General features: G+C 59.2%; 15 protein-coding genes. 8 read left to right on the top strand and 7 right to left on the bottom strand.

Features of this window, described 5'->3' with window-relative positions; all coding sequences use genetic code 11:
• Positions 1–504: 504 nt before the first annotated feature.
• Complete coding sequence (locus tag VC212_RS00005) at positions 505–1,278, bottom strand: SDR family oxidoreductase (protein ID WP_323513997.1); 774 nt, start codon at positions 1,276–1,278, stop codon at positions 505–507.
• 198 nt (positions 1,279–1,476) lie between these two features.
• Here VC212_RS00005 and gcvA point away from each other — a divergent pair, with 198 nt between their 5' ends.
• The gene (gene gcvA / locus VC212_RS00010; protein ID WP_323513999.1) at positions 1,477–2,406 is read left to right on the top strand and encodes a transcriptional regulator GcvA; all 930 of its coding nucleotides are present in this window, start codon (positions 1,477–1,479) and stop codon (positions 2,404–2,406) included.
• A gap of 429 nt (positions 2,407–2,835) precedes the next feature.
• Positions 2,836–4,947, top strand: coding sequence for a methyl-accepting chemotaxis protein (locus VC212_RS00015; RefSeq protein ID WP_323514001.1), 2,112 nt, complete (start codon positions 2,836–2,838; stop codon positions 4,945–4,947).
• A 351-nt stretch (positions 4,948–5,298) separates the two neighbouring features.
• Here the strand turns inward: VC212_RS00015 and VC212_RS00020 are convergent, their stop codons facing one another.
• From VC212_RS00020 to VC212_RS00045, 6 genes are all read right to left on the bottom strand, one after another.
• Entirely contained in the window at positions 5,299–9,072 is a 3,774-nt protein-coding gene (locus tag VC212_RS00020) for a zeta toxin family protein (RefSeq protein ID WP_323514002.1), read from the bottom strand.
• The gene (locus VC212_RS00025) at positions 9,069–9,422 is read right to left on the bottom strand and encodes a hypothetical protein (RefSeq protein ID WP_153066758.1); all 354 of its coding nucleotides are present in this window, start codon (positions 9,420–9,422) and stop codon (positions 9,069–9,071) included. The genes VC212_RS00020 and VC212_RS00025 overlap by 4 nt, the downstream gene beginning before the upstream one ends.
• Before the next feature lie 508 nt (positions 9,423–9,930).
• On the bottom strand, positions 9,931–10,392 hold the full coding sequence (locus VC212_RS00030; protein ID WP_323514003.1) for a hypothetical protein: 462 nt from the start codon (positions 10,390–10,392) through the stop codon (positions 9,931–9,933).
• A gap of 26 nt (positions 10,393–10,418) precedes the next feature.
• Positions 10,419–10,886: a hypothetical protein gene (locus tag VC212_RS00035; RefSeq protein ID WP_323514257.1), complete on the bottom strand. Its 468-nt coding sequence runs from the start codon at positions 10,884–10,886 to the stop codon at positions 10,419–10,421.
• 38 nt (positions 10,887–10,924) lie between these two features.
• Positions 10,925–12,628, bottom strand: coding sequence for a type IV secretory system conjugative DNA transfer family protein (locus tag VC212_RS00040; protein ID WP_323514004.1), 1,704 nt, complete (start codon positions 12,626–12,628; stop codon positions 10,925–10,927).
• 399 nt (positions 12,629–13,027) lie between these two features.
• On the bottom strand, positions 13,028–13,252 hold the full coding sequence (locus tag VC212_RS00045; RefSeq protein ID WP_115553536.1) for a hypothetical protein: 225 nt from the start codon (positions 13,250–13,252) through the stop codon (positions 13,028–13,030).
• A gap of 524 nt (positions 13,253–13,776) precedes the next feature.
• On the opposite strand from VC212_RS00045, the gene VC212_RS00050 reads away from it, so the two are divergent.
• From VC212_RS00050 to betT, 6 genes are all read left to right on the top strand, one after another.
• The gene (locus VC212_RS00050; RefSeq protein WP_323514006.1) at positions 13,777–16,128 is read left to right on the top strand and encodes a ferritin-like domain-containing protein; all 2,352 of its coding nucleotides are present in this window, start codon (positions 13,777–13,779) and stop codon (positions 16,126–16,128) included.
• A gap of 15 nt (positions 16,129–16,143) precedes the next feature.
• Complete coding sequence (locus VC212_RS00055; RefSeq protein ID WP_323514007.1) at positions 16,144–17,112, top strand: DUF692 domain-containing protein; 969 nt, start codon at positions 16,144–16,146, stop codon at positions 17,110–17,112.
• Positions 17,105–17,974 carry a DNA-binding domain-containing protein gene (locus VC212_RS00060; RefSeq protein WP_323514008.1) on the top strand — a complete coding sequence of 290 codons (870 nt, stop codon included), beginning with the start codon at positions 17,105–17,107 and terminating at the stop codon, positions 17,972–17,974. Before VC212_RS00055 ends, VC212_RS00060 begins: the two co-directional genes overlap by 8 nt.
• 53 nt (positions 17,975–18,027) lie before the next feature.
• Complete coding sequence (locus VC212_RS00065; protein ID WP_323514009.1) at positions 18,028–19,302, top strand: phophatidylserine decarboxylase associated domain-containing protein; 1,275 nt, start codon at positions 18,028–18,030, stop codon at positions 19,300–19,302.
• Positions 19,303–19,626: 324 nt separating this feature from the next.
• Positions 19,627–20,727, top strand: a complete 1,101-nt coding sequence (locus VC212_RS00070) for a hypothetical protein (RefSeq protein ID WP_323514010.1) — start codon at positions 19,627–19,629, stop codon at positions 20,725–20,727.
• A 46-nt stretch (positions 20,728–20,773) separates the two neighbouring features.
• Positions 20,774–22,750 carry a choline BCCT transporter BetT gene (betT, locus tag VC212_RS00075; RefSeq protein ID WP_323514011.1) on the top strand — a complete coding sequence of 659 codons (1,977 nt, stop codon included), beginning with the start codon at positions 20,774–20,776 and terminating at the stop codon, positions 22,748–22,750.
• Positions 22,751–22,813: the final 63 nt, after the last annotated feature.

The following is a 22,813-nucleotide window of genomic DNA, read 5'->3' on the forward strand; positions in this document are numbered from 1 at the left end:
GCTGAGATCCAGGCTCTGACGGCAGCCCACGCCGGCTCTCGACACCTAAACTGCCAGATTCCGAACAGATAAGGCTCTCATTCGGTTGTTTTCGGTGTGTTTGGCTGCTTTGCATTTGCTAGTGGAGAGCCGCAGATCTGCGCGCCGGCTGCATGGCCCTTGCCCGCCTACCGCCGCGGGACACGCCGTGAATCCGTGTATGGAGGCTCTTATGCGGCATCCATGCCACATAAGGTCCCGCGGCGGTAGGCGGGCAAGGACCAGTCGTGATGGTCGGTGGGCGCGGTTTTCAAGCAAGCCGCTTACAAACCCATGTGGTGCGGTGGACTGGCCACGCGGCATACCGACGTTCTCAGCTCAACGCGCACACGGAACATCGCTGTCACGCGGTTGGCGCCATCGAACAAGGCACCGGACCCACTGCGCAAGGATTGGCAGCTGACGCCACGCATGGCCGCGATGCAGCAGCGTGCGGGCGACGCCGATTGCAAGGCGTTGTCGATGTCAGTTGCGGCCAGCCATCACACCGCCATCGACGTCCCACACGGCACCGGTGACCCAAGCGGCCTTGTCCGACAGCAGGAATGCGATCACCTCGGCCACGTCCTGCGCAGTGCCGACACGACCGATGGGGTGGAACCCATTGAAGCCTTGCAGTGCTGCGGGCACGTCCGACTTCGGAATGAATCCCTCGTAGATCGGCGTGTCCACCACCGCCGGGGAGACGGCGTTGACGCGGATGCCCTTCGGCGCCAGTTCCATCGCCAGATGCTGGGTCAACGCATGCAGACCGGCCTTGGCCATCGAGTAGGCCGATGACGGCGTGGCCGCAATCGCCTGCTTGCCCCACATCGAACCGATATTGACGATCGCACCGCTGCGGCCGTGCGCGACCAGATTGGCGGCGACCTTCTGCGTGATGAAGAAAAACGCCTTGTTGAGCGCCATGTAGCGGTCATAGTCGTCCTGCTGGTGCTCCAGAAACGGCTTGGGGAAAAACACGCCCGCTGCATTGACCAGCAGATCGATCTGCTGATGCGACTGATCGATCGCCGCCAGCAACTCGGCAATGCCTTGCTGGCTGGTCAGATCGGCATTCAATGCCTCGACCGATCCGAGTGCGGCCAGCGCCTGGCGGGCTGCTTCGGTCTTCTCGGCGCGCTGGCCAACGATCACCGCATGCCCGCCACCAAGCAGGATGTGCCGGGCCACTGCATACCCCATGCCGCTGGTGCCACCGACGACCAATAGCTTCTTACCGTTGAATTGCGTGTCCATGATCAAACCTCGACGTGCCTGCCTTCAGGCAGGTCAGAAAGACAGCCGGCGAACTGGTCGCCGGGATGAGCCAACACCACCCGCTGCATCGCCAACGAAGGCGCGGCGGGCAGGCCGTGGGGTGGCGGCCATTGTTCGACTGGGGCGGCATGGCCACAAACCAGTTAATGTGTCCCGACCTGAAAGAAAATCTTTATCGTGAAAAAGTCGCCCGTCCATCTCAATGCACTGCGTGCCTTCGAAGCCAGCGCTCGCCATCAGAGTTTTTCGGCGGCTGCGGCCGAACTGCATGTCACACCGGCGGCGGTCGGCCAGCTGGTACGAACACTGGAAGACTGGGTGGGCACCCCTTTGTTTCATCGCAGCCAGGCTGGCCGTGCCCGTTTGCTGCCCACGTCCGCCGCCGAGCAGGCGCTGCCCGATGTGCGTGCAGGGCTGGATCGCCTGACCCTTGGGCTGGAACGGCTGAAGGAACAGTCCGGCGGCACCATGCTGACCATGACCGTCAGCCCGGCCTTTGCAGCCAAGTGGCTGCTCCCGCGCATCGATCGCTTCCAGACAGCGCACCCCGACATCGACATCCGGCTTGAGACCAGCCTCAAACCTGTGGATTTCCTGACGCAACGGATCGACATCGGCGTGCGCTATGGCGCTGGCCAGTGGCCGGGCCTGGTGGCCCTCAAGCTGATGGACGAGGAGGTCTATCCGGTCTGCTCGCCAGCGTTGATCGGCCGGCTACGCGCGCCGGCGCAGCTGACAGGCGAGACGCTGATCCACGACCTTTCGATGGAGACGCATCCCAACTTCCCTTCATGGACCGCGTGGCTCGATAAGGCAGGCGTCGTCGGCGTGGATGCGATCCGGGGCCTGAAGATCAACAATGCGGCCGCCGTACTGCAGGCCGCCATCGAGGGACACGGCATCGCGCTGGCGCGCAGCGTGATGGCGCATGACGACATCGCCACAGGCCGGCTGATCCGTTTGTTCCCGGAGCTGCAGTTCCTCTCGCCCCTGGCCTATTACCTCGTCAACCGCCAAGAGAGCTCTCACCTGCCGCGGATTGCCGCTTTCCGGCAGTGGATCTGCGAAGAAGCCAGCGCAAACAGCGCACTCGCGGCTACGCGCTAGACCCGCGACGATCGCACCACCGTATCGGTGCGTGCCGACCAACGCACACCACGTCGCTGCATCGGAAAATCAAAGTACGCATATCAAATATGCGCGCGCCGCATGCAGCAGCTACTCGCGCAAGCACTGCCTGCGTCGCTGACCACACCGCATCGGCACTCTGCAGCAAGCCCATCGCCATCTCGCGGCTGCGCGGAATCCAACATCGCCGGTTCGATCGTCCGCATCGCCGATGCAGCGCGATCCAACCGCGCCTGAATATCGGATGCGCGATGCGTACAGTTCCAATAGTTGAGGTCGCTAACGAACGAGGCGAGACACGATCGGGGTAGCAACGCCGCCCTCTCGAGGATCTGCTCCTGCCCCCGCATCCCTGCCCATGCCGGGATTCCCCAGCGCTCCGTTTCTCCGGATCACCGATCTCCCCCTATGCACACCCTCTCCGATCTCCGCATTGGTCAACGCCTGTCCCTCGGCTTTCTCGCGATCATCGTCCTGATGGTGATCCTCACCGTGGTGGGCATCCAGCGCGTACGCAGCATCGATCGGCAATTGACTGCGATCAATGAAGTCAACAGCGTCAAGCAACGGTATGCGATCAACTTCCGCGGCAGTGTGCATGACCGCGCAATCGCCTTGCGCGATGTCGTGCTGATGGACGCGCCGGCCGACCGCCACGCTGCGGAGCAATTGATCGACAAACTCACCGCCGACTATGCGCGCTCCGCGCAGCCGCTCGACACCATGATTGCCGCCTCGACCGACGCGCGGGAAAAAACGATTCTGCAGCAGATCAAATCCATCGAGCAGCGCACCCTGCCATTGATCGCACAGGTGCGCGCGTTCCGCGACGCATCGGACCGGTCGCATGCCGAGCAACGCCTGCTGCAGGAAGCACGCCCGGCCTTCATCGATTGGCTGGCCAGCATCAATGCCTTCATCGATCTGCAAGAGCAGAAGAACCGCCAAGCCGCCCAGCAGGCCGTCGCCACCGCACGTGGCTTTGCCATGCTGATGGTGATCTCCACCGTGATCGCGCTACTGCTGGGCGCAACGATTGCTTTGCTGCTCACTCGCAGCGTGGTGCTGCCCCTGCGTCTGTCGCTGCAACTGGCCGAGCGCATCAGCGCAGGCGACCTCGGCACCCCCGATACCGCGGCAAGCAAGGACGAATCCGGCCAGCTCCTGCGAGCCATGCAGCAGATGCAACGCCGCCTGCGCGATGTCATCTCGGCGCAGCGCACCATGGCAGCGCGTCACGACGCCGGCCAGATCAGCTATCGCACCGACGCGCAGCAGTTTCCTGGCGAATACGCGCACATGGTGCAGGACACCAACGCGTTGGTGCACGCACACGTACAGACCCAGTTGCGTATGACCGAGGTCATGGGACGCTATGCAATCGGCGACCTCGCCCCTGAAATCGAGCACTACCCCGGCGAAAAAGCCGCCATCACCACCACCATGCAGCAGGTCAAGCAAAACCTGCGCGCCATCAACGCACAGATCCACGCACTGACCCAGGCCGCCTGCGCGGGCGACTTCGCGCTGCGCGGCCAACCGGAAAAGTTCGAGCACGACTTCCGCCTGATGGTGGAAAACCTCAACACCATGATGGCCACCGCAGACAGCAACCTGGCCAAGTTCTCGCAGCTGCTACGCGCCATCGCCGACGGCGACCTGACCGTGCGCATGTCGGGTAACTTCCACGGTGTGTTCGCTGCCATGCGCGACGATGCCAACAGCACCGTGCATCGCCTCACCGACATCGTCAGCCAGATACAAACAACCTCCAACAGTATTGGTTTTGCCGCCGAAGACATCGCCAGCGGTAATCAGGAACTGGCACGCCGCAGCGAACAACAAGCCGCCAATCTCGAAGAAACCGCAGCCTCGATGGAAGAGCTGACCTCCACCGTCAAGCAAAACGCCGAGCACGCCGGCCGCGCCAACCAGCTCGCACGCGGCGCCGCCACTATCGCCTCGGAAGGACGCGATGTGGTCGGCCAGGTGATCGACACCATGTCCGGCATCGAAGCGTCATCAAGGCGCATCGCCGACATCATTTCGGTCATCGACGGCATCGCCTTCCAGACCAATATTCTTGCGCTCAATGCTGCCGTCGAAGCCGCACGCGCAGGCGAGCAAGGCCGCGGCTTTGCCGTCGTCGCCTCGGAGGTACGTACGCTCTCGCACCGCTCATCCGATGCCGCCAAGGAAATCAAACGCCTGATCGACGACTCGGTACAGCGCGTGGCCGATGGCTCGGCCTTGGTGCACAAGGCCGGCACCACCATGGGCGAAGTCGTTACCAGCGTGCAGCACGTCACCGACATCATGGGCCACATCTCCGCCGCCTCGCAGGAACAGGCTGGCGGCATCGAACAGGTCAATCACACCATCGCCCAGATGGACGAAACCACCCAGCAGAACGTCCGCCTGGTCGAAGCCGCCAGCACCGCCGCGCGTGCGCTGGAGGACCATTCCGTGCAGCTGATCCGTGCTGTGGAAGTGTTTAAGGTCAAGGCTGCGGTGATCTGAGCCTTTGATGTGCCGTGATGGTCAGCTATTTTTTGGCGGCGCTATCGCTCGCAGAAAGACTGCTTGCTGCCCTGACCTACTCGACAACAAAAACGCCAGCGTTGTTTCGGCAGGTAGATGAGGCCGCGCCCATCGCAGACGCTTACAACGGCGTCTGAGGTAATTTTGCCGATGCACTGCCAAGAATGCGGCAACCGGCGACTGCGAGGCGGTGGCAGACCGCAATGAGCAATGGCTGGCTTCGCGATCTTCTTTGTATGAGGCTGGGTTTGCGGGGCGTAACTTTTCTGCAAGCACGTAACAAACTACCTACTGCACCCTTAGCGAAAAAAGCGTTTTAAACCTTGAACTTCAACCGCCTCCGTCGCCACCGGACGCGTCCGACATCACGTGCTGCTGAGAGCGCGCAGCAAGCGTCATCACTGGGCCCGTTGGGTTCTTGTCGATCTCTTCGCGCTCGCGCTGGAATTGCACCATTTCCTGCACCCGCTGTTGATCCAATGTCTCTGTTTTCTGCAAAGTCTCATTGATGCCAGGCGATGGCGTGTTGAGTGCGACTTCCGAATGGAACCCCGGCGTTTTGCCAAAGACAAAAGCAACATCTTCGTGGATGGTCACTTTCCGCAGTTCATCCGCGCGCTCAATCCCTGACTCTTTGACGGCATGCAGCACTTCGACCGTTTTTTCATCAGACGTGCCCTTTGGGAGCTGCGCCTGGATGGCAGAGAACAGCGCGTAATCCCGATGATTAAAAGGAACCGCCTGTTGAGCGACATCTTGCGAGGGCCTCGCTTGCTCGACGCGACCCTCTTCTTGTTCACCTGCGCTTGAACGCGCGGTTGTCCCACCAAAGCCAGGCGATGACGCATAGGAGGAGGACGTGCGCTCAGGCAAGACGGTCTGTGCCGGCACTTCGCTCTGGGTTGGGATTGCCGGCGACGAGGTTCGCATGGCCTCTTGCTGATCCGCCTGCAATGGAACAGCCGATGGCGCATCGTTCTGTGTCGTGGCTACTCGGGCTTGCTGCTCACCGCCCTGCTCCACCGCCGCATTCACCGATGTTGGCTCTGTGGGCTTCAAAGCTTCTCGGCGCGTGTGTTGTGCCTGGGACAACGCTGCATCCATGTCTTGGCCGGCAATGCCCGTTGCCGGCAAACCTTGGTCTTGCTGGAACTGCCTTACCGCGTGTTCGGTCTCCGGACCGTAGTGCCCGTCTTGCGGCACGGCCTGACCATTGGGACCGCGCGCATCAACTTGCTGCAATCGATACTGCAAGAACTCGACCTCTTGCCCCCGATCGCCGAGGCGAAGCCCTTCCACGTCACTTGATGCCGGCTGCGTCGGTGCATTGGCCTGAGTAGACGTTTGAACGGGAGAGGTCGAAGCGAATGATGCTGATCCCACGCTCGGCGCAGACGCGCTCGCCATCGTTGGAGCCAATGCCTCCGCCTTAGGCTGGACCGGGAATGGCGTAGAGGGTGCAGCAACAACAGGTGTGTGGGTCTCTTGGGGTTCGCGTTGTGGGACAGGTTCGGGCTTCGGCTCAGCAGGCTTGGCGACCGGGCGCGGCTCTTCCTGCGCTTGCGCATTGACGGGTGCAGTCATCACGGCCGGGGCCGGCGTTGCCGTCTCCGCAACAGCAGGCTGCTCAGCAGCGCGTGCAACGTCTCGATCCCGCTGCGCATCAATGGCTGCCTGAGGCGCTTGGGTTTCATCCACACGGGGAGCGGTAACGGTCGTAGCCGCAAAGCTTGCGACCTGTTGCGCTTCTTGCGTGGACACACCTTGCCGATTGGCATCGCGTTCTTGGGGCGATTGCGCATCAATGCGCAGCTCTGGTGCACTGGCCGAAGGCGGTTGTTCCTGCCGAAGCGACTGCACCTGGCCAAGCGCCTGATGGATATCGGCGGCGCTGGTGGTTGCTGCAACGCGCACCACACCGTCAGCGCCACGGCTCAGATGCTGGATGGGGCTGTCCACCGAGTATTGCCCGGTCGCATCATGCTCCAATGCCAGAGAACTGGTCGCTGCATCAATCCCGTTTGCCTCGCGCGTCTTCTGCACCGCGAGCTGGATCGCCCCTGCGGTCTGGGCATTCGGCGCAACGCCATAGGCAGCATAGGTCGCCTCGGTATTGGCCTGATCTTGCTGCTGCGCCGTTGGCGTTTGCCTTGCGGGCATCTGTGCCATTGCCTGCGTGTGCTGCTCCAATGTCGGCTGCAGGCGTTCGCGCGTCGCGTTGAGTTCCAACGAAACATTGCCTTCGGCAGCAACGCCGTCATGCCGCCACTGGCCCTGCGTATCGCGCTGATACTGCTTGCCGTCCGATGCTTGCAGCGAATCCGGATTCAAGGCTGCTTGCACCGAAGCTGGCACGGGACCGAAATCGTCCCAGCCATTGCGCTGATGGGCAGCTTGATAGGTTGCCGCAATTGCAGCTGGGCCACGGCCGATGTTGGCGTCTACCACCTGAGCTGCCTGCTGATCCAACGCAGCATTGCGCTCAGGACTTGCTGGATCAACCGTCCAGACAGGCCCATCGTTCCGATCGATATCGTCGGCGATCATCCGTGACCACTGGCCACTTGCCGGATCATGCCGCCAATCCCGTGCGTAAAGATGCGCAGCATCTGCCTCAATGGATGGCTGCTCATAGGGATTACTGGGTTGCACCTTGCCCAGCGCCTGCTCGGTCGCTTCGCCACTGGCGTGATAGTTCAGCTCGCGCGCTTTTTCTGGCAGTGCGAACATGGCCTCCTTCTGCGGCGCATCGACGCCATCGTTGGGCAGATCGGCTTTTTCTTGGCGAAGCCACTGGTTGCCGTTGAACTCCCAGCTCACACCCTGCTTGTCGGTCTGTGCATAGATCTGACGGTTGTCCCACAGGGTCGCGGCCTTGTCAGCAGCGGCACCGAACAGATAACCATCGGCCACCACCAGCGCGACCGGACCGGCGCCGGTCGTGCCAACAACGGCAGCGGCAGCAGCACCTCCGGCCCAGCCGCCAGCGCCTCGGGCAGCAAAATGCAACGCTTCTGAGCGCGCAGCGGTGAAGTTGTCTTGTGCCAACAGCGTACTCACGCGCTCGCCGGTCTGCACCGCATCGAAGGCACCTGCCGCAACTCCCACACCCGCCAGGCCGGCCGTCATGCCGGCACGACGCAGCCCCGGAATCTCCGGCTCCGGCACGGGTGCGCGCGCAGGCGGAGCACCTGGACGCACCAGTTCGTCGATGGTGGCGATGCCTTCCAGACGACTAGCGACTCCATCGCTTACCTTGAGCTCGGCGTGCTCTGCGAGCAATTGCTCCTGAATCGCAGCGTTGGAATTCGGGATTTCTCGCGCATGCTCCGGCAAATCACGGTGCCAATTAGCTTGTTGCTGCCAGCGCTCGCGTAGCTGCTGTGTAAAAGCAGGATCCTTGAACCACGCATTACGTGCCTGCTCCAGGACCTGTCCTGGTGGTCGTGCATCGGTGCGGCTGTCGTAGAGCTCTGCACCCTGGCGGTTGAAGATGCGGATTGGCGCGCTGGTCTGCGCGTGCACGGTGTCCAGACTGACCGGTAGCTTGGTGTAAATGTCCTCACGCGTACCTTCAGGCACATAGCGGCCGTAACCTTCTTGATCCAGTTGCCGAGAAAATCTGGCGTCAACACCATGCTCGCTTTCCAGCTTGTGCGCGGCCATGACGCGCACCTCGACGTCGTAGCCTCTGGATTGCAAATCTTTGATCAGGCTCGCGCTTGAGTCGCCCTTGCTGAGCGTGGTGTCGAAGATCAGGTTCTTCTTGCCTTCGATAGTGGTCTGCAGCAGTTCCTTGGCCCAGCGACTGGCATCGGGGTGGGTATAGTCGGACCAGGTATAAGGGTGGGCGTTGCGAAGGATTTCTACCTGGGGATGTGATTTACGCAATTCATCGGCATCAATCGAAACGGCATCCCTGCCCAGCTCATTATCTGCGATTCTTGCAAGGCCTCCCTTCCCAGAGCCAGGCTGACCCGCGAGGATGATTGCCTTTGGTTTTTCAAAAGATGACTTTGTCTCCAGCGCCGCATCATCGAGAATTTTCTGCTCAAATACTTTGCGATGCTCGGCGTCACTGAGGCGAGATTCCTCTTCATTCATATCAGAGACTCCTTATGGGCTTCCATGTAGTCCCAGATCTCATTTAAGTCTGACATGCCGCGATTTTTTGAACTCGCATGACGCGTAGCGCGCTCTTTTTCTTCCGCGTATCTTATCGCGTCAGGATCACCACTAGCTTGTGCTTTCTCGAGCTCCTCGCGGGTCTCGGATATAAAAGATTCCAACCTACCCTCAAGAGCCCAAATAGCGCCCTCAAACGGCATTAAATTATATGGCTTCTCGACATAAGCATCCAATACTTCCTGAACGCGCTCAATTAGATCCGGATAGTCCTTTAGTATTTCGCGCATCCTCTGCGGCACCGGAGGAGGAGGCAGGGAAATTTTCATGGATGGATTTTTGATTTTTACCATGTCAGCGGTTTCCCTATTAGAAGCGGATTACTGAGACGCAATAGGCACATCAGTATCCAGCGTAAGCGCATCCTGCACAGGTTGCTCCCACGGCGTACGCCTAGGCTTATGCTTGACCTGCCGGGAAGCCCATTGCCTGACGGGATTCGGGAGCATCGCTCATCTACGGATCGTCCCATCATCCATGAGAATGATAGTGATTGAATATAGCGACACGCATTGTTCCATCTTCGCTGCGCCTGGTGAGTGATGCCAAGCTTAAGGCAGCAGTTGATGATTCTAACGTCTTCGCATATCTCAACCATCGCGGCGATGACATCCGTTGACCAGCTTCCCTTCGCCGCCGGACCGCTATAAAGAACCGTCACACGGCCTCGTGCATCTGCATCTACCTGTGCTGCAAGTGTGCGCAGATCCTCGCCTGAACGATACGCATCGGGTCGCTCCTTCAGTAAAGTAATAGCTTCTTCCGCACTCAATGAATTTACCATATCGCACAGCCTTCCGATATCTCAATTTCGGCGTTGTAATCGATATAATTTGAGTGAACTCCTCCAAATCCTTTATGTGCCGTCAGCGCCACGCCTAAGTCTTCAATAATTTGTGATGCTTCTGACTTGAGATGAGCCGGGAGGCCTTTCCCGCCATTGATCCAAATTAACATCCAACGAGACCAACCAGCCCCTTTTCTTTCTCCTCCACTTTCAAGCATATCAAGTCGCAGCGTCAGCAATTCGCCGCGCCAATAAAATGTCCAGTGCGTTTGATTACAAATTTCAGGCTCACTCCCCCCGCCATGCGCCACGTTTCGCAAATAGATTTCACGCTCACGATCAATGACCCAATCCCTGGCGTTGGTTCCTCCAATCAGAAATTTACGATCAATCGATAAAATATCGTATCTAGCGACATCATCTGGGGAAATAAACTCGCTTACGAATACCATGGTGACACCCTACTTTATGACAAGAATTATATCTTGGAAAATAAGTTATCATTGACTTCAAGAACGATGTGATAGTCCGTGTTCCTGGAATGGACGCCAAAATCCTTGTATGTGAGCAAGGCCTCTTTGAGGCCAGCTATGAATTGGTCTTTGTCAGCCTTGAGATGCTCAGGCAGCCCATCCCCACCATTGATCCACATCAGTCTCCAATGAGACCAACCAGGCTGACCTCGCGCACCTCCACCGTCGACCAAATCCAGTCTCAGCGTCAGGAGCTCGCCATGCCAATAAAATGAAAACTTCGTCTTGTTTCTGACTTCAATTTCGGTGCCGCCACCGTTTGCGACATTGCGCAAATACATGTCGCGATCACGATCAATTGTCCAGTCTCTTGCGTTGGTGCCACCGACTACGAAGTCTCTATCGATTACCTCTAAGTCGTATTTCACAACATCCAGCTCAGGAATGAATTCATTTATAAATGGTATATCAATTTCCCAGCAATATTTCGAAATTTTTTCAGGTGCTAATTTCATGAGCCCGAGACGGCAGCAACTAGCCTCTTCACTTCGGCTTTGGGTAGTAGTCGTTTGATGAAGTAGGCATCTTCGTAATACTTGATCTTCTCGCAGAGCACCGGGCTTGGGATGCCTTCATAGAGGAAGACTTCCTTGTCAAAGCCCATCGCCTTCAACTCTTGCGGCAGCATCAATGCGCGGCGTTGCTCGGCCTCAGAGTAGGACACACTGCTTTGCTTGCCGCTGGTGTGCGATTTGTTCTTCTTGCGCACCGTGGTGTAGCCGAGCATGTCCGAGTAGTCGTTGGCGTCTTGCTGCTCCCGTGGGGCGTAGACGATTTGCAAGGCATGGTTGGTGATGATGGTGCGCGAGACATCCTTGCCATAAGTCGCGTCGAGCTGCGCCATGCTCTGGATGATCGGTAGCAGGCGGATGTTGTAGCCGGCCATGTAGCTCACTGCACTTGCAATGATGTCTACCCGGCCGATGGACGTGAACTCGTCCATCAGTAGCAAGCACTGGTGTTTGAGCGCCGGGTTGTTCTGCGGCAGCTCTTTGGTGTTAAGGTTGATGAGCTGGCTAAACAGCAGATTGATCAACAGGCGGCTTTCGGCCAGCTTGTTCGGCTGGATGCCGATGTAGATACTCATCTTCTTCTTGCGCACATCGGTCAGCAAAAAATCGTTGTCGCTGGTTGATGCATCCAGGATCGGGTTAATGAACTGGTTGAGCGGCTCTTTGAACGTGCCCATGATCGACGCAAAGGTTTCTTCGGCTTGCGAGAGCAAATTGTCGAACGCCGTCTTGGCGTCGCGGCCCAGGAAGTCCCGCTGCGAAAGCTTCTTGAGGTAGCCCTTTAAGTCGCTTCCATCGCCCGATGACACGCGATAGAGCATCCCAAGGGTTGGGAACATCCAGGTCTCTTTCGGATGCTTGCGCTTGATCTGATCGTCCAGGCTATCGAACAGATAGAGCGTAAACGCCATGAAGGCGTTGCGGGCCTGGCTCACCCAGAACTTCTGCGCGTCGGAGCCATCCGGGTAGAGCATCGCCGCCACACTCATCAGGTCAGAGACGCGAAACGCGGGATCCGGTGAAATGTAGCTGAGCGGGTTCCAGCGGTGGGTCCGCCCATCTTCGGCAAAGGGATTGAACAAGAAAACCTCTTGGCCCTGACTCTTGCGCCAGCCGGACGTAAGGTCGAAATTCTCCTGCTTGATATCCAGGACCACTACGGAGGCTTGGTAGTCGAGCAAATTGGGAATGACGATACCCACCCCCTTGCCCGAGCGCGTCGGCGCGGCCAGGATCACAAACTGCTGACCAGACAGACGCACCAACTTGCCACCGTGCTTGCCAACCACAATGCCGATTGGCGACGGTTTGAGCATGTCCTTCTTGGCCAGATCACTGCCGGAAGCAAAGCGTGCGTCGCCATGCAAGGCAGCGGCTTTCGGTTTGAATAGCGGGATCAGCAGTGCGATCCAGGCCAGGAGCGGCACCCCGAAGCCGAGGAAGCCAGCCAGCTTGATCTTGCTGGCATAGGGCGCGAACTGCGGGAGGTCGAGCGCTTTGAAATATGACCAGTAGGTGCCGACGTTAAGCGGCCCAGCCACCTTCAACAGCATCAAAATCAACTGACCGGAAAGGTAGACCCCTGCGATAAGGGCAAGGAGCAAGAGCGCGATGGCGACGCTAAGCTTGATCTTGCCGGTCATGACGCGCTGCCTTCCATCTGTGATCCCTGGCTTGTTTGAGACGACCGTCCGCTCGCAAGATTACAGGATCAGGCCAACTGCTCAGATCGGATGGGCATTGGCATCTGTGTAGGAATTGTCTGATCTGCAGGCACGCTAAGAATGAGATCTCCGACTCTCCTTGCCTGTTACTTTATCAGCAACATGGTTCCGCTCGCCAATCAACCGGGATTGCTGACCCACCCCCACAAAGCTTGCGGACTAAACAGCGTTCGGGTGGAAGGGACAGAGGTATGTCTGCTGCGATTGCTGGGCTCTGTGACCTGTAATGCGGCGTTTTCGGACAAGTGCTTGCCTAACGCTCGCGTGGAAAGCACACAGCCATCGGGATGGCTGAGCTATGACAACACATTGCTCGACTCAGGTCTGGCCTTCGGCTTCTTTCAATCCGTGCCAAGCCAAAATCTCGTCGATGCGCCGTGCAACGAACTCAGCGTCCTTTGATGTGAGTGCTCTCGCTTCAATGAGCTGCGCCATACCCGCGAACGCGCGCAAGAAATGGCTTCGATCAGGACTCGATGCTCGCAGTGCTGGCACTGCATCGTCCAGATGATTGAGGTGGATGCGCAACTCGGCTCTGTCCATTGCATTGAGTATCGACAGCACTGTCGCATCGCATGAGACGTCCCTCACCGGACGGGTGAAGAAGCTCCATGTTGGCGGGCCAATAACACAAGGAGCTAGATGCCTGTCGAGTCGCGACTGCGGCTGGACTCACCTGCAACATTCGGCACAGCGACCGCCAGCCGTCGAGACGCAGGCACCTGTCGTATCCAAGGTGTGTGCCGGTAAGACGCTGCTCACGCCTCCCGCAGAGTGAGCAACCTTCGGTCTTGCGTCCAGCAGAGTCGGATTAGGCCTCAGCAGACTCAAACGCCGTAAGCATCACGTCTCCCGTGCTGTCAGGAGGTGATGAAACAGCCGTTATCCGAGCCGAGGGAAACTGTCCTGCACCCTTGTTCGACAAGCGCATGGAACCTGATTTCCCTGTGCTGAGCTAGCCCTTCATGAGCGCTTAGGCCTAAGTCGGCGCGACCCATCGTGCAAACAGCCGGCCGCAGGCTTAGTGCCACACTCGGCATGCTCAACGAAGCCCAATGGTGCCACTGATGCGCTGGGTCACGGAATCCCAGTCGGCTTGGTCACGCATTGCCATTCCCGGGCGCACTGAGCAATTGACTCGCCTCAGGGCCAGGCATATACGTCGATGCTATCGCCTACATCTTCAAAGGGTCTCAGGAAACCAAAAGAGCGCCCTTGATCTCCAGGTGTGCCTAGACGCAAGGACTGCGCGAACGGCTGCGGTTCTCGTCGCCACTGGGACGGATGGATGCGCTTCACACGCATGCAATCTCGCCACCCAGCCGAATGCTAGGACATCCATGGAGAAGGTTTGTATGAGCGCGACCGAAACGCACGCCGTCTTAGGCAGCATCCCCAGAGCACCCCGTCAGATCGTCAATCAGCCGATCGCCAATCTCGCCGCCGACAAGGCCGCGTTGCAGGCGTTAGTCCAAGCGGCGGTCAATGTAGAGCTGTTCACCGTCCCGCTCTATATGTGCACGATGAAGTCGATACAAGGTACGCATGCGATCAATGCCAATGGCATTTCCTACTACAAGGGCCGCCGCTGGCCGGGCATGGCCACCGGGACACTGCCACTGGGCGCTCCACCGGAGAAGACCGCACCGCAACGCGCCTACAACCTGCTGTTCTCGGTCTTCATCGACGAGATGCTGCATCTTCAAATGGCTGCCAACCTGTGTGGCGCAGTCGGTGTCACCCCGAGCTTCAACAGCCCGCTGCTGCAGGACGCCAACTACAACTGGATCTGCTACGGCCCTACACAAACCGTCATTCCGCACATCATCGATCTGCAAGACCTGGAAGAAGGCACGGTGGGCAGCGGGTTGACGGTCGACCTTGCAGGACTGACAGACGCGCAAGTGGCGCTGTTCACGGTGATCGAGGAAAACCACGACACCGCACGTGCCAAGATCAAGCCATCGGTGCTAGAAACAGCCTACTTCCCGACCGTGCCGTTCAACGGCTGGACTGCGACAGATACGGAAGTGGATCTGCCAAAATTCGGAACCATTGGCTGGATGTATTTTTGCATCTTCCAATACATCACGCTCAAATACGAAGACAACCAGACCTTGTGGGAAAAGGTGTTTGCCGGCCCCACAGGTCAACGCGATTTGTTCAATGGCGTCACCGACAAGATCCAAAAAGAATACCCGCAGCTCAACACCCAGATCACCGAAACCCATCCCCTGGCTGCGGCAGCGCAGGCCATCTACATGATGTATGCCATCTGCGATCAAGGCGAAGGCGGGATCGACTGGCAGACCACCAGCGCGTTCCTGGGCATGATCCATGAGCGCGCACTGGAAACGGGAGCCACGCTTGTGACCCTCAACGGCGTGATCGTGCAGTTCCAGCCCGACGAGGCGGCGTTGGCCAACAACTATCCGTCCTACACCGACGCGGGCGACCCCGCGCCCTCGGCAGATGCAGCCGCGCGATCGAGCAATGGCGGACAGGATCATTACGAACGCTTCGAGCAGCTGCTTGGTCTGGTCGATCAGGTGGAGACGTGGAGTGAATGGCACGCAGTCTCCGGCAACGTCTGGACAGAGGCGTTGCTCACCAGTGCCGATTTCGACCCTGCCACGGCACCGACCAGCATTCCCAAGCCGTCCGAAGTAGCGACTGCGCTCAACAACTTGAAGCTGGTCGATCCGGTCGGATTGGACAACGTCGCACAAGGCTCACTGGCCGGCATCACCACCGTGCTGACCAAATCCTGGGGCGATCTATCCGTGCAGTTCCCGTTCCCCTCCATGGTTGGCTCGGGTGATCGCATGGGGTTGTATTGGGCGGTCTACGGCAGCGCCCCGACCTTGCGGCAAGGAGTTGCGCCAGAACCCACGAGCGCCTTGCAACACGCCTGCCAGGGTCTGGCACTGGATGCATCCGGCGGCAACTGTGCGGCACCCGCCATCTATCACAGCTGCAAAGGCTCCAACACCTGCGCCACCCAAGGAGGCTGCGGCTTTGCTCATGGGGTGAGTGGAGGCGGCAATTGTTCGCAGTCGCTCGGAGGACGCGGCGGGTGTGGCCAATCTGCGCCGCGTGCTTCGGCGGTAGGTGGCACCTGCGGCCTGCCGGACTTCTTCAGCGCGCCCGCAGACAACAAATGCGGAGGATTGGGTGGATGCGCCGTGCCCATTTCCGCCTCGCAGTTGTATCCCACCGCCGGCACGATGGAGCTGTTCGATTTCACCGGTTCGGACAACACGCCCACGCCGATAGCGAAACTGCCCTTCGCTGTGGGCGACTCGGTCTACGACATCGCATGGCAAGCGTTCGAACAAGTGATGGCGAACCGCAAATTGCCGCCTGGCACCAAGCCCAATCCAACCGATCTGCGTATCGCCCTGCCTCCGTCCACCTGACGGGCTGCCAAGGTGATGCACTCAGGCCTTACCCAAGCACGACCTGCCCACGACGCAGCGGAAGAAGGTGCTCCGCTGCCACGCCTGGGGCTGCCCAATCTTGGATTCGGTGTCGGGCTCCGTCCGCAGCATCTCCCGGCCATCCTGGCCGGGGGAGCGCTGGTGGATTGGTTCGAAATCATTTCCGAGAACTATCTCGATGACGCCGGCTACCAGCGCGCCATGTTGAGCAAGCTGGCGGCCGAGATTCCCATCGTCATGCATGGTGTCAGCTTGTCGATCGGCTCGGACACACCGCCCGACACCGCTTACCTGCACAAGCTCAAACGGTTGGCGGAAGACATCAACGCCGTCTGGGTGTCCGATCATCTGTGCTGGACCGGACTCGGTTCGCACAACTCGCACGACCTCCTCCCCCTGCCCTTCAATGCAGAGTCGCTCGCTCACGTGCGCGATCGCGTCCTGCGTGTGCAGGACGTGCTGGGCAGAGCGCTGGTGCTGGAAAATCCGTCTAGCTACCTGCAGTTTCAGACATCGACGATGCCGGAGTGGGAATTCCTGGCGCGCCTGGCCGAAAGCACCGGCTGCGGCATCTTGCTGGACGTCAACAACGTCTATGTGAGTGCACACAACCACCGTTTTGACCCCGAAGTGTATTTGCGAGCCTTGCCGCATCGGCAAGTGGTGCAGCTCCATCTGGCAGGGCCGACGCAATATGGCGACTGTCTGGTCGACACGCATGACCAACCCGTGCCTGGCCGCGTCTGGGAGTTGTATGCACTGGCGCAACAATTGACCGGTGGCGTGTCGACGTTGCTGGAATGGGATGCCAATCTCCCTGACTACGCCGACCTCCTGGACGAATTGAACAAGGCGCGCCAAGTGATGGCGGGCAACATGCCTGCCACGTCGCCTCTCGTCGTGGCAGAGCATGCGCTTTCCACGCCCCTCCACCATCCGCAGGCGGAACCTCTGGATGTTTAGCTCCTCAACAGGCGCTCCCGTCGAGACACCACTTGGCGACGTGCAGCGCTGGATGCTGACGGCAACCACGCATCCAGCGGGGCTAAGAGAAGGCCTCAGGGCTGCGCATGCCGGTCAGGGCCTGGATATCCACACACTCGTTGCCTCGCCCGCTGGTGTCGACCCACACGCGCGCCTGGCGATTTATGCCAACGGGTATTGGCTCAGGCTGATCGAATGCCTGCAGGCCGAGTATCCAGCACTGTCACGTCTGCTCGGCCCGGACCTGTTTGCATTCTTTGCCCGTGCGTATCTGAGTGAGCACCCGTCAAGGTCGCCCACCTTGCATGCACTGGGCGCACGCTTCCCCCGCTTTCTCCGCATCTCGCAACGGGCTCGCCTTGGACAACACCGCCAGCGCTTCCCTCTCGAGCTGGCGTGGGTCGAGCGCGCACTGTCCGAGGCCAGTCGCGCAAAGGGCCTGGAAGAGGCAGTCATCGATCCACGAATGGATGCAGCCGCGCTGGCGCTTGGGTGGCCCTGCATCGTGCAACTTCCCGCAACCACCAGGTTGTCCATTGGGTCGCACACCTCGGAGAGTTTTCGCGACTGGCTGTCGGGCGCAAGCCCGAGTGAGCCCCCGACTGCTGGCCGGACGTTCCTGGTAGTTCGGCGACACCGCTACCGGGTGAGGATTGAGCCGTTAGCCGACTGGCAATTCTTCGCCTTGCGCCACGCCGCGCGTCGACCACGCACGCTTCTCTCATGCGCGCAGGCGGCGGCACGTCGCACCGGACGAGCAGCAGGCGAGCTGCAGGCGCTCCTCACCTTGTGGCTACCCACCGCCCAGGCATCAAGCATGGCCTTGCTGGCGTCTCCATAGCCACCCGCGCCTCCACAGAAACGCACGCCCACCAACCGACCAGGATCACCACCGTGACTGACATCACCACACCAGTGTTGGACGCGCACTACCGACGCAGCTTTGGCACGATGGCCGGATACCTTCCGCAGGACCGCAGTGGGCTGGCCACATGGCATGCCGCCATTCGGGAGAAAGCCGCAACCTTGAGCAACGCGCAGGGGCCTGGCTACGCCAACCAGGCGGTGCAGGATCTGGCCAACCTGATCGACACCAACGGCATCGTGCGCATGTATGTCACCGAGGCCATCGACCAAACTAGCGCTTTTACAAAAAACATTGCCTCCATCCAGGACATGCTGGCCCAGCTCGATGTCATCTGCACCACGGCGCCCGAATACAACGTCGACAAGAACGCTCGGGTGCTGTTCCCGATGTCCGCGCTGTTTGTCGACATGATGGCAACGCCGGCGGGCAAGGCCCTTTTCCGCCTCGATGCGTTCAATGAGGCGCTCAGGGCCATTTTGAAAACATGGTCCAACTATCTCGACAGCCCGGCCAGCTGCTGGGTGCTGAACCGGGACGCCGACAAAGGCTGGCTAGGCACCGCCGCCATCCACGAATTCAAACTCGCCGACTTTGTTATCGACTGGGACGCCGAACACGGCGGCTTCCAGTCCTACAACGCATTCTTTCATCGCGAAATTCAGGCCAGCTGTCGCCCACTTGCAGGAGAAGGCGACGCCAACATCATCACCTCGCCCAATGATGGCACGGTCTATCGCATCGCCACCAATGTGCAGCAAAGCGCGGTGTTCTGGATCAAGGAGCAGAACTACTCGCTGCAAGACATGCTCGCCAACCCAGGCCAAGACGTGTTGCAGCGTTTTGTGGGAGGCACGGTGGTGCAAATCTTCCTGAGCGGCGCGGACTATCACCGCTGGCACGCGCCCGTGGACGGCGTGGTCACCTATGAGGATGTCGACGGACTGCTTTTCAGCGAGAACGAAGACAACAGCTTCGATCCCGATGCAGGTGTGACATCGCAGGTCTATGGAGCGGCGGTCAACAACCGCGGCATCGTCTCCATTGCTGCCGACGATGCGCGCCTTGGCACCGTATTCGTGATGCCGATCGGCATCACGGAAATTTCTTCGCTGACACAGACCGCGGCTAATGGCCAACACGTCAGCAAAGGCGATGAGCTGGGCTATTTCAACTACGGCGGATCAACGCTGTGCTTAGTGTTCGAGAAAGATGTGCAGCTGGATTTCGGCACCCTGCAAAGCGGTCAAACCATTGAGGTCAACGCGCAGCTTGCCAAATTGAACACGCCTGGCGGACGGTGAATTTAAGAGCCCAGTGCATGCCGACGCCCGCCTCACGCAACCACATTCCGTTTCCGTCGCGGTCGTAAAACCGCGCTCGATTAGGCACATTCTTCTCATTCAATTGGCCGCACAGGCAACGTCTCACTGCTTCCGACAGTCGCCCGCCACGCCCTTCCGTCGTTTGCACGGACATCATGGCTCTATACCGCCCCAATGCGTCCCAGTTGCGGCTTAATCACGCCCCGCAGACCTTGCGAAAGGTTCCCCTCGCTTGGGTGGCCCATGCTAACGCGCTAGACTTGGACGCTTTCATTCGCAATATGGAGGCCACGAGACACTATCGTGAAGGTATTCCCCCTGATTCTTTTCTGTGGTGCGGCAACGGCCACAGACACAATCCATGCTCAAAAAGCACCTAACACCCAGGTTGAACCGTTTGTCGATGTGGGTGGCGCCGTCCGGTTCAACTATGGCTGGCTGGACTACGGCCCCACAAGCCGCTTGCAACTTGAACTGCTCCGCGCAGATGTCAAAGCCGGAGCTGGACCCCTGTTCTTCTCGGCCCAGTATCGTTGGTATGACGGTTTCGATGCTGTCCACCATGCCTATGCCGGATGGAATTTCAACGACGCAACGCAGCTTAAAGCAGGCATCCAGCAGGTCCCTTTCGGACTCTTGCCTACCGTCTCTCAGAGCTTTTGGTTTGGCTCAGGCTACTACCTTGGCATTGAAGACGATTACGATCCGGGTGTGACGTTTAGCCATAAAAGTGGCGACCATCACTGGATAGCCGGCTGGTTCTCAGGGGATGAATACGGAAGCGGATCTCGCTACGACCGCTACTCCTTTGATGTGGCACAGACCGCTGATTTGCCATACAAGGAACGGGAGCGTGTTCATTTCCGATACGAACATACGAGCTTCTTGAATGCCGGTGAGCTGCTGCTCGGGGCCTCTGCATTCAGCGGTCAGGTTCAGAACACCACCACCCGCCGTCACTATGGTCACCAGGGTGCGGCGCTGCATGCCCAGTGGAAACGGGATGGCTGGACGACTCAGCTGCAATGGGCTCGCTACCGTTACAGCGTGCCGGGCGAACGAATTGCGATGTCAGCGTTCCTTGCCCCGTTCGAGATTGCGTCAGAAGCCGATGTGCCCAGTGTCAACGTGGCTTACTCCTTCGGCGAAAAGCATTGGCTCGATGACATCACCTGCTACAACAACCTCAGCATGACCCTCCCGGCCGGGCGCAGTCAGGGCGTGAGGGAGTCATGGCAAAACGTCACCGGATGCAGCCTACAAAAGGGGATCATGTTGACCTACGTGGACTGGATTGCCGGCAAGAACATGTGGTTTGCAGGCGGCGACGGCATCGGAATCAACGACGGTGGTCCATCCCGCTGGCATAGCCGGCTGAACCTCAACATCGGGTTCTATTTCTAAGCGCAAGCCGCATTTTCGCTTCAACGATCATCAACCGGAGGAACTTATGCAGAGCTCAGCTCCGCCATCCACTCCTGTTCGCCAGCGCATCTTGCCGCAGGTGTTCATTCCTACTGCGGCCATCGTGCTTTTACTGTTGGCGCTATCCATCTTCGTTCCAGAAAAAGCAACGACTTGGTTCACAGCAGCCAAAAACTGGACCGCCAATGACGCAGGCTGGTTCACCATCCTATCGGTCGCAGGCTTTCTGGTCTTTGTCGTCGGTGTCGCAATCAGTGGTTACGGGCGGATCAAGCTCGGCCCAGACCACAGCCGCCCTGATTACAGCTATGCCTCGTGGTTTGCCATGCTCTTTGCCGCAGGCATGGGCATTGGCCTGATGTTCTTCGGCGTAGCTGAGCCAATCATGCACTACGCCACCCCGCCGACAGGCACGCCCGAGTCTGCCGAGGCGGCTCGTCAGGCGATGCGCATCACCTTCTTCCATTGGGGCGTGCACGCCTGGGCCATCTACGCGGTTGTTGCGTTGGCGCTGGCCTACTTTGCCTATCGCCACAACCTGCCCCTGCGGGTGCGATCGGCTCTCTATCCGCTCATTGGAGAACGCATCCACGGACCTATCGGTCACGCGGTCGATACGTTTGCTGCCCTTGGCACCATCTTTGGCCTGGCCACCTCGCTTGGCCTCGGGGTCATGCAGATCAACTCCGGACTGAATTACCTGTTCGGCCTGGAAGTGAGCACCCTCGTGCAGGTGTCGTTGATCGGCATCATCATCCTGGTGGCGACAGGGTCTGTGGTCGCGGGGCTCGACAGCGGTGTCCGTCGCCTGTCTGAGATCAACATGATCATGGCCGTCGCACTCCTTGCATTCGTGCTTGTTTGTGGCCCCACCGTCCACTTGATGCAGGCATTTGTGCAGAACACCGGCATGTATGCCTCTCAGCTTTTCTCAATGACATTCAACTTGTATGCCTATGAGCCAAGCGGCTGGCTTGGCGGCTGGACCTTGTTCTATTGGGGCTGGTGGATTGCGTGGTCGCCCTTCGTTGGCATGTTCATCGCCCGTATTTCGCGAGGCCGCACGGTGCGTGAATTTGTGGTTGGCGTCTTGCTCGTGCCGATCGGGTTTACGTTTCTTTGGATGACGATCTATGGCAACTCCGCCTTGTTCATGGTGCGCTCCGAAGGTGTTCAAGAGCTCGTGAAGGCAGTTTCGGATGACAGCTCGATGGCGTTGTTTGAGTTCCTGCGCCACCTCCCGCTGACGATGTTCACCTCCTCGCTTGCGGTTGTGCTCGTCGCGCTGTTCTTTGTCACATCCGCTGACTCCGGCGCGTTGGTGATCGACATGCTGACTTCCAAGGGTGAGGAGGAATCGCCGGTCTGGCAACGCATTTTCTGGGCGCTTCTGGTCGGCGGCATTGCCGTTGCCCTGCTCATTGCAGGCGGCCTTGAATCACTCCAAGCTGCGACCATCGCTAGCGCCCTTCCCTTCACGATCGTCATGATCTTGATGTGTTGGGGACTACTCAAAGCCATGCATCTGGACGCAACGAAGCGCTCAATCTCTCGTGATGCACGATTGCTTCCAGGCACCAGCGAAGACTGGCGCGCCAGGCTCAAGCTGCTCGCGCACAACCCCGTCAAGATAGAGGTGGTTGCCTTTATCAAAGATCAGGTGCTGCCCGCACTCCAAGAGGTTGCGGTGGAGCTGCGCAAGCAGGATCTTCCGGTTGAAGTCACCGAGGGAGAAGATGGGCGCGCTTGGCTTCGCGTAGGCCATGGCGAAGAAATGGACTTCTTCTACTCCGTGCGTCCTCAGCCTTACGAACCGCCCACCTTCGCGCTGCAAGATCCACGCCGCCCAGTGAGCGAGGGCACCCGTCACTATCGGGCTGAAGTCTACCTGCGCGAGGGCGGACAGGACTACGACGTCATGGGTTGGCCCAAAGTGCAAGTGATCCATGATGTGCTCGACCAATACGAGCGCCACCGCCAGTTCCTGGATCACGTTCGCTGATTAATGTCCCGGCCAACCGAAACCGGTTGGTCGGGACTTCGGCCAAAATGCCTTGCACCCAGC

Source organism: Xanthomonas sp. WHRI 8932A (genome assembly GCF_035012785.1).
Taxonomy (GTDB): domain Bacteria; phylum Pseudomonadota; class Gammaproteobacteria; order Xanthomonadales; family Xanthomonadaceae; genus Xanthomonas.

What these genes read in the sequence shown, in the direction of transcription:
- betT (WP_323514011.1), top strand. Translation starts at nt 20,774, where the DNA reads ATGCAGAGCTCAGCTCCGCCATCCACTCCTGTTCGCCAGCGCATCTTG.
- VC212_RS00005 (WP_323513997.1), bottom strand. Translation starts at nt 1,278, where the DNA reads ATGGACACGCAATTCAACGGTAAGAAGCTATTGGTCGTCGGTGGCACC.
- VC212_RS00030 (WP_323514003.1), bottom strand. Translation starts at nt 10,392, where the DNA reads ATGGTATTCGTAAGCGAGTTTATTTCCCCAGATGATGTCGCTAGATAC.
- VC212_RS00025 (WP_153066758.1), bottom strand. Translation starts at nt 9,422, where the DNA reads ATGAAAATTTCCCTGCCTCCTCCTCCGGTGCCGCAGAGGATGCGCGAA.
- VC212_RS00060 (WP_323514008.1), top strand. Translation starts at nt 17,105, where the DNA reads ATGTTTAGCTCCTCAACAGGCGCTCCCGTCGAGACACCACTTGGCGAC.
- VC212_RS00045 (WP_115553536.1), bottom strand. Translation starts at nt 13,252, where the DNA reads ATGGACAGAGCCGAGTTGCGCATCCACCTCAATCATCTGGACGATGCA.
- VC212_RS00050 (WP_323514006.1), top strand. Translation starts at nt 13,777, where the DNA reads ATGCGCTGGGTCACGGAATCCCAGTCGGCTTGGTCACGCATTGCCATT.
- VC212_RS00040 (WP_323514004.1), bottom strand. Translation starts at nt 12,628, where the DNA reads ATGACCGGCAAGATCAAGCTTAGCGTCGCCATCGCGCTCTTGCTCCTT.
- VC212_RS00020 (WP_323514002.1), bottom strand. Translation starts at nt 9,072, where the DNA reads ATGAATGAAGAGGAATCTCGCCTCAGTGACGCCGAGCATCGCAAAGTA.
- VC212_RS00015 (WP_323514001.1), top strand. Translation starts at nt 2,836, where the DNA reads ATGCACACCCTCTCCGATCTCCGCATTGGTCAACGCCTGTCCCTCGGC.
- VC212_RS00055 (WP_323514007.1), top strand. Translation starts at nt 16,144, where the DNA reads ATGCACTCAGGCCTTACCCAAGCACGACCTGCCCACGACGCAGCGGAA.